The 14,477-nt window shown below is 64.1% G+C and carries 16 protein-coding genes; 5 read left to right on the forward strand and 11 right to left on the reverse strand.

The window, feature by feature from the left end:
- Nucleotides 1-293: 293 nt before the first annotated feature.
- On the reverse strand, nucleotides 294-1,841 hold the full coding sequence (locus tag AC4FWB_RS04340; RefSeq protein ID WP_491024544.1) for a Do family serine endopeptidase: 1,548 nt from the start codon (nucleotides 1,839-1,841) through the stop codon (nucleotides 294-296).
- A gap of 206 nt (nucleotides 1,842-2,047) precedes the next feature.
- Between AC4FWB_RS04340 and AC4FWB_RS04345 the strand changes: the two genes are divergently transcribed.
- A complete protein-coding gene (locus AC4FWB_RS04345; RefSeq protein WP_491024545.1) occupies nucleotides 2,048-2,176 on the forward strand; it encodes a hypothetical protein in 129 nt (42 codons plus the stop codon).
- Between the two features lie 268 nt (nucleotides 2,177-2,444).
- On the opposite strand, the gene AC4FWB_RS04350 is transcribed toward AC4FWB_RS04345, so the two are convergent.
- The 8 genes from AC4FWB_RS04350 to AC4FWB_RS04385 all read right to left on the reverse strand — a co-directional run bounded on the left by AC4FWB_RS04350 (nucleotide 2,445) and on the right by AC4FWB_RS04385 (nucleotide 9,620).
- Nucleotides 2,445-2,909, reverse strand: a complete 465-nt coding sequence (locus AC4FWB_RS04350; protein ID WP_491024546.1) for a cytochrome c-type biogenesis protein — start codon at nucleotides 2,907-2,909, stop codon at nucleotides 2,445-2,447.
- Nucleotides 2,906-4,897 carry a heme lyase CcmF/NrfE family subunit gene (locus AC4FWB_RS04355; RefSeq protein ID WP_491024547.1) on the reverse strand — a complete coding sequence of 664 codons (1,992 nt, stop codon included), beginning with the start codon at nucleotides 4,895-4,897 and terminating at the stop codon, nucleotides 2,906-2,908. The genes AC4FWB_RS04350 and AC4FWB_RS04355 overlap by 4 nt, the downstream gene beginning before the upstream one ends.
- Before the next feature lie 5 nt (nucleotides 4,898-4,902).
- On the reverse strand, nucleotides 4,903-5,346 hold the full coding sequence (gene ccmE, locus AC4FWB_RS04360; RefSeq protein ID WP_491024548.1) for a cytochrome c maturation protein CcmE: 444 nt from the start codon (nucleotides 5,344-5,346) through the stop codon (nucleotides 4,903-4,905).
- Nucleotides 5,347-5,349: 3 nt separating this feature from the next.
- Complete coding sequence (gene ccmI, locus AC4FWB_RS04365) at nucleotides 5,350-6,483, reverse strand: c-type cytochrome biogenesis protein CcmI (RefSeq protein WP_491024549.1); 1,134 nt, start codon at nucleotides 6,481-6,483, stop codon at nucleotides 5,350-5,352.
- A 113-nt stretch (nucleotides 6,484-6,596) separates the two neighbouring features.
- A complete protein-coding gene (locus tag AC4FWB_RS04370) occupies nucleotides 6,597-7,166 on the reverse strand; it encodes an RT0821/Lpp0805 family surface protein (RefSeq protein ID WP_491024550.1) in 570 nt (189 codons plus the stop codon).
- Nucleotides 7,166-8,551: an ATP-binding protein gene (locus AC4FWB_RS04375; RefSeq protein WP_491024551.1), complete on the reverse strand. Its 1,386-nt coding sequence runs from the start codon at nucleotides 8,549-8,551 to the stop codon at nucleotides 7,166-7,168. Before AC4FWB_RS04375 ends, AC4FWB_RS04370 begins: the two co-directional genes overlap by 1 nt.
- 22 nt (nucleotides 8,552-8,573) lie before the next feature.
- The gene (locus AC4FWB_RS04380; RefSeq protein ID WP_041002188.1) at nucleotides 8,574-9,239 is read right to left on the reverse strand and encodes a response regulator transcription factor; all 666 of its coding nucleotides are present in this window, start codon (nucleotides 9,237-9,239) and stop codon (nucleotides 8,574-8,576) included.
- Between the two features lie 81 nt (nucleotides 9,240-9,320).
- Complete coding sequence (locus AC4FWB_RS04385; RefSeq protein WP_491024552.1) at nucleotides 9,321-9,620, reverse strand: hypothetical protein; 300 nt, start codon at nucleotides 9,618-9,620, stop codon at nucleotides 9,321-9,323.
- A 231-nt stretch (nucleotides 9,621-9,851) separates the two neighbouring features.
- On the opposite strand from AC4FWB_RS04385, the gene AC4FWB_RS04390 reads away from it, so the two are divergent.
- Entirely contained in the window at nucleotides 9,852-10,238 is a 387-nt protein-coding gene (locus tag AC4FWB_RS04390) for an ester cyclase (protein ID WP_491024553.1), read from the forward strand.
- 9 nt (nucleotides 10,239-10,247) lie between these two features.
- On the opposite strand, the gene AC4FWB_RS04395 is transcribed toward AC4FWB_RS04390, so the two are convergent.
- On the reverse strand, nucleotides 10,248-10,655 hold the full coding sequence (locus AC4FWB_RS04395) for a tail completion protein gp17 (RefSeq protein ID WP_491024554.1): 408 nt from the start codon (nucleotides 10,653-10,655) through the stop codon (nucleotides 10,248-10,250).
- Between the two features lie 240 nt (nucleotides 10,656-10,895).
- Between AC4FWB_RS04395 and AC4FWB_RS04400 the strand changes: the two genes are divergently transcribed.
- Nucleotides 10,896-11,954, forward strand: coding sequence for a flavin reductase family protein (locus tag AC4FWB_RS04400; protein WP_491024555.1), 1,059 nt, complete (start codon nucleotides 10,896-10,898; stop codon nucleotides 11,952-11,954).
- Nucleotides 11,955-11,972: 18 nt separating this feature from the next.
- Here the strand turns inward: AC4FWB_RS04400 and AC4FWB_RS04405 are convergent, their stop codons facing one another.
- Nucleotides 11,973-12,818 carry a LysR family transcriptional regulator gene (locus AC4FWB_RS04405; protein WP_491024556.1) on the reverse strand — a complete coding sequence of 282 codons (846 nt, stop codon included), beginning with the start codon at nucleotides 12,816-12,818 and terminating at the stop codon, nucleotides 11,973-11,975.
- A 170-nt stretch (nucleotides 12,819-12,988) separates the two neighbouring features.
- Between AC4FWB_RS04405 and AC4FWB_RS04410 the strand changes: the two genes are divergently transcribed.
- Both AC4FWB_RS04410 and AC4FWB_RS04415 read left to right on the forward strand, forming a co-directional pair.
- Nucleotides 12,989-14,074: an amidohydrolase family protein gene (locus tag AC4FWB_RS04410; protein ID WP_491024557.1), complete on the forward strand. Its 1,086-nt coding sequence runs from the start codon at nucleotides 12,989-12,991 to the stop codon at nucleotides 14,072-14,074.
- On the forward strand, nucleotides 14,074-14,448 hold the full coding sequence (locus tag AC4FWB_RS04415; RefSeq protein WP_491024558.1) for a Rieske (2Fe-2S) protein: 375 nt from the start codon (nucleotides 14,074-14,076) through the stop codon (nucleotides 14,446-14,448). The genes AC4FWB_RS04410 and AC4FWB_RS04415 overlap by 1 nt, the downstream gene beginning before the upstream one ends.
- The last annotated feature ends 29 nt before the right edge of the window (nucleotides 14,449-14,477 follow it).

Consider the following 14,477-nt stretch of genomic DNA (forward strand, 5'->3'; position numbering starts at 1 on the left):
TATACGCGATTTCACCGGAAGATTGAGGGGCAGCCATTGCTTTGGTCTTTCAGTTAAAGCGGCAGCGGGTGATGGGAAACCCGCTGCCGCCAGGAGCGAAACACGGTGACTGACTGACGTGCTCGGCCCCATGTTTTCCCGACGGCGGCTCGGGGGTGTTGAAACCGCCGCTAGGGAAAGTCGCTGAGCAATTCCAGGAAAAGTGTGAACGGTTTTCCGTCCGGAATTGCGTCAAAACAAAGAGATAGAGCGGTTCTGCGTTTTTCCGTGAAACGATGAACCGCTCTGTCAGATCAGCCCTTGCCGACCGGCAGCGCGACGAAACGGTTCGCGTCGTCGCGGGTGATCTGCATCAGCACGGCCTTGCGGCCCGCCCTGGAGGCGTCGGTCATCGCCTTGGAGACGTCGTCGGTGGTGTTCACCTCGTTCGAGTTGATCGAGGTGATGACGTCGCCGGGCTGGATGCCGCGGTCGGCCGCATCGCTGTCCGGGTCGACGTCGGTGACCACCAGGCCCTTGCCGTTTTCCGACTTGGTGACGGTGAGGCCGAGATCGGCAAGCGTATCGGCCTTGGCGGGCGCCGCCTGCTTGTTGCTGTCTTCGTTCGAGGCCTGCTTGTCGCTCGAAGGCAGCGTGCCGAGATCGACCTTGACCGTCTCGTTCTTGCCGTTGCGCCAAACGGTGACGTCGACCGACTTGCCGGGCTGATAGGCGCCGATCACGCGGGCGAGCTCCTTCGGCGAGGCGACATCCTTGCCGTCCACCTGAGTGATGACGTCACCAGCGGTGATGCCGGCTTTCTTGCCCGGACCGGCGTCCTGCGCGCTCGAGACCAGCGCGCCCTTGTCCGACTTCAGGCCGAGCGACTCGGCGATGTCGGAGGTGACGGGCTGGATCTCGACGCCGAGCCAGCCGCGCTGGACGGAGCCGTTCTTCATCAGGTCTTCCACGACCTGCTTGGCGGTCGAGGCCGGGATGTCGAATGCGATACCGACGCTGCCGCCCGACGGCGAGAAGATGGCGGTGTTGATGCCGATCACCTGGCCGTTGAGGTTGAAGGTCGGACCGCCCGAATTGCCGCGGTTGACCGAAGCGTCGATCTGGATGAAGTCGTCATAGGGGCCGGCGCCGATGTCGCGGCCGCGGGCCGAGACGATGCCCGCGGTGACGGTGCCTCCGAGGCCGAACGGATTGCCGACGGCCACCACCCAGTCGCCGATGCGGATCTTGGAATCGTCGGCGAAGTCGACATAGGTGAACTTGCCGCCGCCATCGACCTTCAGCACGGCGAGGTCGGTGCGCGGATCGGTGCCGATCAGCTTGGCGTCAAGCTCCTTGCCGTCATTGGTGACGACGGTGAAGTCCGAGCCTTCAGAAACGACGTGGTTGTTGGTGACGAGATAGCCGTCCTCGGAGATGAAGAAGCCCGACCCTTGCGCGACCGGGCGCGGCTCGCCATTGCCATGGTTGCGATGGCCGAAGGGGCGCATGCCGAACTGCTGGCCACCCTGGTCGCCGAAGCCGCGGAACTCCTTAAAGAAGCGGCGCAGTTGCGGATTGTCGGGCAGGTTGTCGAAGCCGTCCTGGTCGTCGGAGCCGTTATCGGCGGTCGGCTGGATCTTGGCCTTGACCTTGACGCTGACGACCGCCGGCGAGACATGCTCGACGACGTCGGCGAAGCTCGGCACCTGCGGGGCCTCGACGCGCACCGCGTCGGCCAGCACAGGGGCGGTGCCGGTTGCGAGCATGGCCGCGCCAGCCGTGCCGACGACAGCCAGGGAAGCGACGGCCGCCATCAGGCGCTTGCGGGTGCTGGAATATGAATTGGGGGCAATATTCATGGGTTTCCTATCCTCTTTCGAAGGGATGCGCTCAGGCGAAGCATCCTCGGAAAAGAGGATTAGAGGGCCGCACATTACGGCGCCATTTCCGGTACATGAAAATTTTGTAATGTTGGGGATCGGCGACGATGCGTGAGATCACGAGGTTCAAAATGACCACAGGCCATACCAACCGAATTCGAGTCTCAGTCGATTGGGAGACTAAGATGATCGAAGGCATCAAGCGCGGGATAGCCGACGCAAAGGCGGGTCGTGTGGTGCCTTACGAAGCCGCAATGGCGGAAATCGACGCAGTGGTCAAAGCCGTAGAGGCCGAGCGCGTAGGCAAGGTGTGAGGGCACGCAGCACCGAAGGCTTGGCGGAAGCACCCGCGGCGTTGTCATCCCAGGGCGGAGCAGCCGCGAAGCGGCGTCGCGGAGACCCTGGGATCCATTCCGTTACCTTGGCCGACGGGCGCCGCAGAGCAGAAATTCTGGACGGCCGCGACGCCTCGAGGTCACGGAATGGATCCTCGGGTCTGCGCCGCGTCGCTTCGCTCCTTGCTTCGCCCGTGGATGACGACACAAGGGTCTCGGCCAATCTCCGAGGTCCGCAATTCGTGCGCTAATCGCTAAGCATCTTGTCCAGCGCCGCCTGTTCCTCGGCACTCAAGGCACTGTCCGGTGCGGGGCGGCGCGAACGGGCGCTCAGCACGATGAAGATGCCGCCGGCCAAAAGCAGAAGCACCGGCGTTCCCCACAAAAGCGCGTTGCGCAGGCTGAAGCGCGGCTTCAAGAGCACGAACTCGCCATAACGCGAGACGATGTAGTCCATCACCTGCTGGTCGGTATCGCCGGCTACCAGGCGCTGGCGCACCAGGATGCGCAGGTCGCGCGCCAGGTCGGCGTCGGATTCGTCGATCGACTGGTTCTGGCAGACCATGCAGCGCAAACCTTCTGAAAGCGCGCGCGCCCTCGCCTCCAGCGCAGGATCGGGCAGCACCTCGTCGGGCTTCACCGCCTGCGCCGTGCCGGCGAAGACCAGGGCCAGCAGCAGGATCAGCGAGGCGAGCGAAAACTTCGCTTTCATGTCGGGCTCGCAGATACGGCAGCGGCAGCCGGCTTGCGACGCCTCGCGGGTGCGCCGACGCGCAGGCGGCGGTCGAGCAGCGACATGGCCGCACCCGCCATCATCACGAGCCCGCCGCCCCAGATCAGCGTCACCAGCGGCTTCCACCACAAGCGCACGACGACGGAGCCGTCACTGCCTTCGTCGCCGAGCGACAGATAAAGCTGGCTGAGACCCAGCGTCCTGATGCCGGACTCGGTCGTCACCGTCTGCCGCACCGGATAGAACCGCTTGGCGGACGTGATCTCGCCATCGGCATTGCCGTCAGTGCCGATCAACTGGAACCGGCCGCGTTCCTCGGTGAAGTTCGGGCCCTTCCGCGGGACGAGCCCCTCGAAGCGCAGCGTGTGGCCCGACATCTCCACCGTCTCGCCCGGGCGCATGGTGAGGATCTTCTCGGTGCCGAAGGACAGCGTGCCGACGATGCCGAGCAGGGTGAGCCCCAGGCCGAGATGGGCAAGCGCGGTGCCGAAAACCGAGCGCGGCAGGCCGGCGAAGCGCCTCAGCATGACGGCCGGCTCGACCGAGCCGATACCGGACTTGACGGCAAGGTCGGTGAGCGCGCCGGCGACCAGCCAGACCGCGAGGCCGACGCCGAGCGCGGCGAAGACCGAAGCGCCGTCGACGAACAGCCCGGTGACTAGTACCGCGGCCAGCGCCAGCGCGAAGGCCGCCATCAAGCGCTGAGAGGCGGCAAACACGTCGCCACGCTTCCAGGCGAGCAGCGGGCCGAAAGGCACGATGGCGAGCAGCGGCAGCATCAACGGGCCGAAGGTCAGGTCGAAGAAGGGCGCGCCGACCGAGATCTTGCCGCCGGTGATGGCTTCGAGCGCCAGCGGGTAAAGCGTGCCGACGAACACCGTCGCGGTAGCCGTGGTGAGGAAGAGGTTGTTGAGGACCAGCGCGCCCTCGCGCGAGATCGGGTGGAACAGGCCGCCGGTAGTCAGCCGCGACGCACGCAGCGCGAACAGCGCCAGCGAGCCGCCGATGAACAGCGTCAGGATGCAGAGAATGAAGACGCCGCGGGCCGGATCGGTGGCGAAGGCATGGACCGAAGTGAGCACGCCTGAGCGGACCAGGAAGGTGCCGAGCAGCGACAGCGAGAAGGTGAGGATCGCAAGCAGCAGCGTCCAGATCTTCAGCGCCGAGCGCTTCTCCATGACGATCGCAGAGTGGAGCAGCGCGGTGCCGGCGAGCCAGGGCATGAAGGAGGCGTTCTCGACCGGATCCCAGAACCAGAAGCCGCCCCAGCCGAGCTCGTAATAGGCCCAGTAGGAGCCCATGGCGATGCCGCCGGTGAGGAACATCCAGGCGACCAGCGTCCAGGGCCGCACCCAGCGCGCCCAGGACGCGTCGATGCGGCCCTCGATGAGGGCCGCGACCGAGAAGGAGAAGCAGATCGAGAAGCCGACATAGCCGAGATAGAGCAGCGGCGGATGGATGGCGAGGCCGAGATCCTGCAGGATCGGGTTGAGGTCGCGGCCCTCTATCGGCGCGGGATTCAGCCGGATAAAGGGATTCGAGGTCGCCAGGATGAACAGGAAGAAGGCGGCGCCGATCATGCCTTGCACGGCGATCACGTTGGCCTTGAGTGTCGCCGGCAGATTGTTGCCGAAGACGGCGACAAGCGCGCCGAAAAAGGTCAGGATCAGCACCCAGAGCAGCATCGAGCCTTCGTGGTTCCCCCAGGTGCCGGTGATCTTGTAGATCATCGGCTGCAGCGAATGAGAGTTCTCCCAGACGCTCGCCACGGAGAAGTCGGAGCCGGCATAGGCGGTGGCCAATGCCGCGAAAGAAAGCGCGGTGAGCGCAAAGCCGGTGACCGCCACCGGACCGCCGACCGCCATCAGTCGCTGATTGCCGGTGCGGGCGCCGACCAGCGGCACCAGCATCTGCACCAGCGACAGCGCGAATGCGAGGACGAGCGCGAAATGTCCGGTCTCAACCATGATGATTACTCGCTCTTGCTCTCCTGCCAGACGCCCTTGGCCTTCAGGCCATCGGCGACTTCCTTCGGCATATAGCGCTCGTCATGCTTGGCTAGAACGCTGTCGGCGACGAAGACGCCGTCCGGGCCGAATGCCCCTTCGGTGATGACGCCCTGATCCTCGCGGAAGAGGTCGGGCAGGATGCCGGTATAGGTGACCTTGACCGACTTCTGCTTGTCGGTGACCGAGAAGGCGACGGTGGCCCCCTGCCCGCGCACGATGGTGCCTTTCTCGACGAGGCCGCCGAGACGGATACGCTGTCCGGGCTGGACAGTCGCGGTGGCGAGATCGGCCGGCATGTAGAAATAGGAGGCCTTCTGGCCGAGCGCGTAGAAGGTGAGCCCGGCCGCAGCGCCCAGGAAGGCGAGCCCCGCTACGATCACCGACAATCGCTTCTGCTTGCGCGTCATATCTTACTCCGTCGCCGTCACGCCGAGTGAGGCGGCAAAGGCGGTGAATTTTTTGGCCTGCTCGCTGTCGGCGCCAAAAGCGGCCACCGCGCGACCGAGCGCAGCGCGCGCCTGATCGGCCTTGCCGAGCACGACATAGGAACGAATGAGCCGCATCCATCCTTCCTCGTCGCGCGGATTTTGCTTCAGCCTGTCGTCGAGGCCGGCGACCATGGTCTCGATCATCGCCTGCCGGTCCTGTGGCGACATCTGCTGCGCCGCCTCGACAGCTTGAGCATCCGGGCCGTTGGTTGGTGCCGCTGCCGCGACCGAAGGCTCAGTTTCGGCGAGCGCCTGTTGGACAGCGCTGCGCCAGGGCGAATCCGGCGCAAGCTGGCCGAGCATCTTCTGCCAGGCGGCGGCGGCCTCGGCCTTCTTGCCTTCCTGGGCGAGCCCCATCGCCAGATAGAAGCTCGCCTTTGGGTTGGCCGGGTCGAGCTTCAAGGCGGCCTCGAAGGCACTTTGAGCCTCGGCAGAGACGATACCGCCGGCGGCGTTGGCGATCGCCTCGCCGAGACCCGCTTGCCGGACGGCGCTGTCGCCGTCGAGCCGGATGGCGTTGCGATAGGCGGTTATCGCATCAGGGAAGCGCTGCAGGCGCAGATAGACCGGCGCCAGCACGTCCCAGCCCTTGCCGTCCGACGGATTGGCGGCAAGGTGCGCCTCGGCGCGGGCGACCAGCTCGTCGACCGAGGAATCGGCCGGGTTCTTGGCAAGCCGCTCGGCCAGCGGCTGCGACGGCAGGTCCGGCGAGCCGAGCGCGCCATAAAGCCCCCAGCTCACCAGCGGCACCGCCAGCACGGCGGCGGTGGCAACCAGCCTTGCCGCGCGCGTGGGCCGCGGCGCTTCGCCGTCCGGCTGTCTGGCAGCGCCGAGACGCAGGATGCGGCGGCCGATCTCGGCGCGGGCTTCTTCCGCTTCGCCCGGCTGGATCAGGCCGCGCGCCATGTCGCGGTCGAGCTCGGAAAGCTGGTCGCGATAGACTTCGAGGTCGTGATCGCCGGCCGCAGACGCGCCTTTCCTTCCACCGGCCAGCGGCAAAAGCACCGCCAGGCTGGCGCCCAGCGTAAGGATTGCGGCTATGACCCAGAACAGCATGGCTATTCCAATAACGGCAGAGCCCTGCCCTGCCAACACGACCTTCGTGCGACGCTTTGACGGCAGATGCGCCGTCCGACCTTGATCAATATCAAAATCGTGCCGGCTGTCGCCTAGGTCAGCGGCGTCCAGCTGCCGTCGGCATTGCGGCAGGCGGTGCCGCGCGCAGTGACTCCCGCGCCACTGGTATAAACGGTGTGCGTGTATTGGCGACAGTCCTGCGAGCCGACCCGGTAGGGCTGGGCCGCGACGACCTCGCCATAATGGGTCGAGCTGTCGCCCTTCCACGTCACCTTCTGGCCGCTGGCGTTGTATTCCAGCGCCTTGTATTCCGCCTCGAGACCCTTGCGCTTCTCGGCATCGCTCAGACCCGAACCAATCGATCCGCCAATGAGCCCGCCATTCATCGCCGCGACGATGCTGGTTCCCACCTTGCCGCCGGCCGGCGGCGTGGCGATGGGCGTGACCGGAGAGGTCGGACCGCTCCTGCCCAGCGTGGTGCAGCCCGAAACGGCCATCAGGGCGGAAACGAGCGCGACGCGAATCTTCATGCCAGCAACAACCGGATCTCTTGAGCGGGATGGAATAGGAGCCGCGCCATCGGGGAGGATAGCGAGCCCATAGTGTTGATATTTGTCGGAAATTTGGCCGCGACCGGCCGCACGCAAATCGATAAAAAACATCACTGAAGGCTCCGCAATCTCACCACCGCCCTCAAGCCGCCCATGCCGGACCGTTCCAGCGCCAGAGCGCCTCCATACTCGTTGACGAGGTCGGCGACAATGGCAAGCCCGAGCCCCGTTCCCGGCTTCGTCTCGTCGAGTCTTTTGCCACGCTTCAACACTTCCCGCGCGCTGGCCTCGGGGATGCCGGGCCCGTCATCCTCTATAACGATTTCAAAGAGGCCGGCGCTTCCCGGAACGAGCGCAACCGAAACCGCGACCGCGCTCTTCGCCCATTTCATGGCGTTGTCGAGCAGATTGCCGAGCAATTCCTCAAGATCCTCGCGCTCGCCGGCAAAGACGATCTCGGCCGGCGGCGACAGCGTCAGCTTCGTCTGCGGGTTGAGCTTTTGCAGCACGCGCACCATGCGCTCGACCAATGGCTTCACCGGCGTGCGGAAGACGACGCTGTCGCGCTGGGCGGCGACGCGGGCGCGCTGCAGATAATGATCGACCTGCTTCTGCATCGAGGCAGCCTGCTCGGCGATGAGCTGGCCCTTGACGCCGCCGAGCGCGCGGCCCTCGTTGATCAAGACGGCAAGCGGCGTCTTCAGCGAATGGGCGAGATTGCCGACCTGGGTTCGGGATCGCTCGACGATGCGCTTGTTGTTCTCGATCAGCGCGTTGGTCTCGCTGGCCAAGGGTTCGATCTCGGCGGGAAAACGTCCGTCGAGCCGCTGCGCCGTGCCCTCGCGCACCATCGCCAGCGCATTGCGCACCCGGCGCAAGGGCTGCAAACCAAGCAGGATGGCGATGGCGTTGATGGCAATCATGCCGACGCCGAACAGCGAGAGATAGGTGAGCAGGCGGCGCTGGAAGCTCGCGATCTCCTGCTCCAGCTCGCTGTGGTTGCCCATGACGCGGAAGCGCGCGGCGCGATTCTTGGCATCAAGCACGAACTCGCTCTCGAAGACGTCAAGCTCCTCGCCCTTGATGCCTTCGGTCGCGTAGCTGCGCTGGAAGTTCGCGTTGAAGGGCACCTCGGCGACGCTCGGCGACAGGATCGATGTGGTCATCGAGGAGGAATGGATTTCGCCGTGAACGCCTTCGGAAGCCGGCTCCACGGACCAGTACCAGCCCGAATTCGGCTCTGAGAAGCGGAGATCGCCAAGGTCGGGCGAGCCGGTGAGCGCGCCGTTGTCGGAGATGCCGACAGAGCCGATCAGGTTGAACAGATGCGCCGAAAGCAGGCTGTCGAAACCGCGCTCGCTGGCCTGGCGGTAAAGCGTGGTGATGAGGGTGAAGATGACGACCAGCGTCAGAATCGCCCAGATCGTCGAGAAGGCGATGACGCGGAAGGTCAGCGAGCGCGGCCAGAGCCGCAGCCTTGAAAGCCACGTTGTCATCGTTGGCTTGAGCGGTTCCGCGTTACGCCTCCGGCTCTCGCATGCGATAGCCCATGCCACGCACGGTTTCGATCATGTCGATGCCCATCTTCTTGCGAAGCCGCCCGACAAACACCTCGATGGTGTTGGAATCGCGGTCGAAATCCTGATCGTAGAGGTGCTCGACCAGCTCGGTGCGCGACACCACCTCGCCCATATGATGCATCAGATAGGCAAGCAGGCGGAACTCATGCGAAGTGAGCTTCAGCGGCACGCCGTTGACATCGGCCTTGGAGGCCTTGGTGTCGAGCCTGAGCGGCCCGCAGGTGAGCTCGGACGAGGCATGGCCGGCGGCGCGGCGGATCAGCGCCCTAACCCGCGCCAGCACCTCCTCGATGTGGAAAGGCTTGGTGACATAGTCGTCGGCGCCGGCATCGATGCCGGCCACCTTGTCGCTCCAGCGGTCGCGCGCGGTCAGGATGAGCACCGGCATCTTGCGGCCGCCGCGGCGCCAGCGCTCGACGACGCTGATGCCGTCCATCTGCGGCAGGCCGATATCGAGGACGACGGCGTCGTAGGGCTCGGTGTCGCCGAGAAAATGCCCCTCCTCGCCGTCATAGGCGCGGTCGACGACATAGCCGGCATCGACCAGCGCATCCGCCAACTGCCGGTTGAGATCCTTGTCATCCTCGACGACGAGCACGCGCATGGTTTTGAGCCTGTTGAGGGGTGGAGGTATAGGCCGATTCCGCCGGCCTGGGAAACGGAGCCCTTGGAAAGGAAGATGGGGTCAGTTGAGCGGCACCACGATCTCGGAACGGCGCGGGCGCTGGCCCTCCTTGCCGGGCACCAGCACGACGATCACGCAGACCGGCTGGCCGCCGCGCGTCGACTGCGAGGCCTTGGCGAGCGTGCCGCCATTCTGCGCGGCAACCTGCTGCCCGATCGCATAGCAGTCGCTGGCGGCAAGCACGATCGGCTCGTCGGCCGAAGGCGGGGTGACCGGCATTGCCGTCGCCTGCGACGCAAAAAGGCCGGCTGCGGCAAGCGCCAGCGTCGCGGTGCGGATATGGGAGCGGAACGTTTTCATGATCACGGTTCTAACGCATCTGTGCTGAACGTGAAATGAACGGTGAACGGCCAAAAATCCATGCCCGCAAAGCCCCCATAATGCGAGACCTATGATTGCGATCCCGCTACCGCGGCTCCCTCAGGCCGGGCCGAGAATTCATAGCCGGAAAATCACCGGCGCGGCTACGGTTTTCGCGTTCGCGGTTGTGCTCTGGTTAGTGGCCAAAGTGAACGACCACGGGAGAACGCCATGACGCGTGAGGACCTTGCCGATCGCTACAAGGGCTACATCGCCTGTCTCAACGAACAGGACTGGGACAATCTCGGCCGCTTCGTCGGCGGGGAGGTGCAATATAACGGCGAGACGGTCGGGCTGTCGGGCTATCGCCGAATGCTGGAAGGCGATTTCCAGGCCATTCCCGATCTGCGTTTCAACATCGAGCTCCTGGTTGCAGAACCGCCGCGGGTGGCGGCCCGCCTGCATTTCGACTGCAGGCCCAAGGGCGTGCTGTTCGGCCTGCCGGTGAACGGCAAGCGCGTCTCCTTCGCCGAGAATGTCTTTTATGAGTTCCAGGACGGCCGGATACGCGAGGTCTGGTCGGTCATCGACAAGGCCGCCATCCAGGCTCAGCTTTAGGGCCGATCCTCAAGCACTTTCCTGCGTGATCGCACGAAAGCGCAGCAGCCCGTGATGGACCGCAAGGTCCTCGTCATAGCGGGCCTCGGCGAATTCCAGCGACAGGCGCGTCTGGCCGCGCGGGCCGATGGAGAGCGCCGCGCCGTCGAGGCGCGCCCTGATGCTGTCCATGATGAGCCGCGTCTCGGCCTCGCCCTGGGCCTTCGACCAGACATGCAGTGTGATGAGTTGGTCGTCGTTATTGTCGGCGCCGGTGTCCAGGTCGAAGGCGCTGGTGCGGCCGTAGGTCACGTTGGGAAAGGCAGCCTTGTCGCTTGCCTGCTCGAGCAGCCCGGCGCCGCCGAGCAGCGCCGACAGCGACGCGTCGGTCTTCAGCCTCAGGAACAAGGCCTGCATCAAATCGCCAGGCGCCGTCATATGTCATTCCTCTTGCCTGCCGCGGCTGGACACATCGCCGATCGCAACCTAGTCGCCCTGGACGGGTTTCGCCAGACTGGAGCAACGGCAAATTCCGGACCAGCTAATCGCCTCGGCAACGCCTCCCGCGCGACATCAGTTCAGGCGAAGCTGTGAACGCTTTTCTCGATTAACGAGATGCGACATGGACTCGCTCCGATCTGCTATCGCAGGCCAGATCACCCGCCTTGGAGACGACCCATGAATGTCGTGCCCGCTTTCGCCGGCAACGGTGCCCTTCTCGATACATCGCGCCTGTGTGTCTGCACGGACCGCATTCAGGAGACGAGCGACGTCGTCACGCTGGTTTTCGAGCGCATCGACGGGCGGGGTTTCAAGTTCCTCGCCGGCCAGTTCACCACCATCCGCTTCAGCTGGAACGGTGAACAGTTTTCCCGCGTCTTCACCATAGCCTCGCCGCCAACCCGTCCGCAGCGCATCGCGCTGACGATCAAGGCCGCCAGGGACGGCAAGGCAACCCGCATCCTCCACGATCATTTCGTCGAGGGCGCGACGGTCGAGATCGGTGAAGCCGGCGGCGAGTTCACGCTCGAGGATCGTGACTTCCAGAAGGCCCTTTTTCTCTGCGCCGGCAGCGGCATCACACCGTTCATGTCGATGCTGAGGTCGCTGAACGATGCCGGCAGCGATCTCGACATCAGCTTCATCCAATGCGCGCGAACGCCAGACGATGTGCTCTTCCAGAACGAGTTGCGAAGCCTTGCCCGTCTGCCTGGACTGCGGGTGGAGACCGTTTGCAGCCTGACATCTGGCGCCTTTGGCTCGGGCGGCCGGCTTGGCATGGCGAAGCTGGCCGAACTCGTGCCGGACGCGGCGGAACGCTCCGCCTTTTTGTGCGGGCCCGCGGCTTTCATGGAAGCGATGCGCCGCCATCTTCTGGAGCTTCGGGTTCCGGCAAGCGAAATCTTCGAAGAGGCCTTCGGCACGGCGCCCTCGGGCTCCTTCAGGTCCGCAGCGGTCGAGGGACAAGGAGGTGAGGCAAGGAGCATTGTCTTCCAGCGTTGCGGCATCAATCGTGTGGCCAGCGCGGGTGAGACCATCCTGGAGCTTGCCGAGGCCGCGGGCATCCATGTCGAGACTTCCTGCCGTATGGGCCTGTGCGGAACATGCAAGGTTGTGCTTGCAAGCGGCGAGGTGGACATGAACGATATGGGTGGCCTGTCGGATGCCGAGCGTGAGGCAGGATTTGTCCTCGCCTGCTGCAGCACGCCGACAAGCGACATCGCTATCGATCTATAGCGCCTGCGCCTGCGGCGGCTATACCGTCATCAGCTTGAGCGCCTTGAGCAGGCGGGCATGGGTGTGGGAGTGGTGATGCCGCACGTGCACGGCGGAGTAGATTGGATGGGAAATCCTTGGCGCGTCGGCGACGAGTTCTGCCACCTCCTCCTGCCGCAATTTCGTCGCGACCGCCTCGGTGACGAAGGCCGTGCCGCCCTGGCTTCTCAGGAGATGGGCGACAGCGCCACCATTTCCGGTTGAAACCGGGCTGTTCTCCAGTTCGGGCAGCATCTGTCTGTGCGCGCGATTGAAGGATGCGGAATAATTGGCGCGAATGTAGTCCGCCGGCGTGATGTCCATGAAGGCCACGCGGCGCGTAGAGACCATCACGAAGCTTTCCTCGGCGATCTGCTCATAGTGAATGTCGGGAAGGTGCTGCGGCGAATAGAGGACGGCGAGATCGAGGCTGCCCGTGGTGAGGTCCAGGATCATCTGGTTGGAGTAGTCGATCTCGACATAGATCGCCAGCTTGGGCATCGTCGTCCTTACCCAGCCCAGCCATTCCTGCAGAACGCGCTCGTAGAGCTCGAACTGGATGCCGATGCGGATGAGACGGTCGAACTTGCCGACCGACTGGATTTCGCGGCGCGCATCCAACCATCTGAGCTTCACGGCGCGCGCATGCTGCTCGAACCGCACACCGGCAGCGGTGGGCTCCGTCCCGCTCTTGTTGCGAATGAAGAGTTGTTTTTCCAGCAGGGTCTCTAGCGTGCGAATGCGGCTCGAGACGGTGGACTGGGTGATGCCAAGCCGTTCCGCGGTCCGGTTGAAGTTCCGGGTCTCGATCAGGTCGAGGAAGGTATCGAGCAATTCTATCTGCATTCCAGCCACCAAAGAACGAGCCGCTCCCCGATCGGCTAACGCTTTTTTGCCCTGCCAGACAATGGGTAATCGGCTTCTTCGATTAAACTGCGGCTGGCGATTGCGTTGCCGACGACAGCGCTAAAGTCCACCGTTCGTGCATCCAACCCTCCTCGGCAGGTGATGCATCAATGTTTATCGTCGACACGGACGTGCACAATTACTGGTCCAGTGCTGAAGTCCTCCTCCCCTACCTCGATCCCTACTGGCGCGATTTCCTGATCCGCGGCGAAAAGCCGGGCCCGGCGGGCAGCTTCCCGCATGGGCATCGCCCGTGGCTGCATCCCGAGGGGTTTTCACGGCATGACATCAAGCCGCAGACCGAGGAAGACAACTACCTGATCATGAAGGAGAAGCACCTCGATCTCTACGACATCGACGTTGCGATCCTCACGGCTGACGAGCCGCTTGAAGCCTCGACGCTGGCCAACTATCACTACGCCAACGCGCTGGTCAGAGCCTACAACGACTACATGATCGACTGGTGGCTGCCAAAGGACAGACGCTTCAAGGGATCGATCATTATCTCTCCCACCGATCCGCACGGGGCAGCCGCTGAGATCAGGCGTCTCGGCGGACATAAGGACATCGTCCAAGTTCTCGCAAGCCACGGCTCGCAACGCCCCTATGGCGATCCATTCTACCATCCGATTTTCGAGGCCTGCGCGGAGGTCGGCCTGCCCTTCGCGATCCATTTTGGCGGCCAGGGCGGGGTCAATCACAATGCCGTCGCCAGCGGCCCGACCGCCTATTACTGGGAAACTCATGCGCTGCTCAGCCAGCCGGCGATGACCCATGTGGTCAGCATGATCTCCAACGGCGTGTTCGAGAAATATCCCGAGCTGTACTTCGTCGTCATCGAATGCGGCGTTTCGTGGGTGCCTTCTTTGATGTGGCGACTCGATGCCAACTTCAAGGCGCTGCGCAAGGAGACGCCATGGCTGAAGATGCTGCCGTCGGAATATTGCCGCCGCAACATCCGCTTCAGCACCCAGCCGCTCGAGCAGCCGCGGAACGTAAAGCACCTCTGGGAGACGCTCGAGCACATGGACGGCCAGAACACGCTGCTCTTTGCTTCCGACTACCCGCATTGGGACTTCGACGCGCCGACCAATCTCCATATACCACCGGCCTGGCGCGAGAAGGTGATGGGGCTGAACGCGCTCGAAGTCTACAAGCGCATCGAGGCACCGGTCGCAACCGCGAGAGTTGCGTGATGAAGGCAGCGATAGCCCCCTCCTGGACCTATGCCTGCAAGGTCGCCGAGGTAACCGCTGAGCGGCCGAGGATCGTCACTTTCGGCCGCATAGGCGTCGGTATATTCCAGCTTGATGACGGCTACGCCGCCATGCTGAACATATGCCCGCATCGGGCCGGCCAGCTTTGCGAGGGACCGGTCTGCGGAACCACCAAACAAACCGATAGGGCCGAATTCGTTTACGAACGGGCCGGCGAACTCGTTCGCTGTGCGTGGCATGGATGGGAGTTCGAGATCCGGTCCGGAAAGTGCCTCGTCGACGAAAAGCTGAAGGCGCGAACCTTTCCAGTCCATGTGGATGGCGAGGACATCTATGTCGAACTGGGTCGGTAATCGGGCGGCATGTCCGGCCGGGCCGCATG

This window comes from Mesorhizobium sp. LEGMi-168a, from assembly GCF_058312955.1.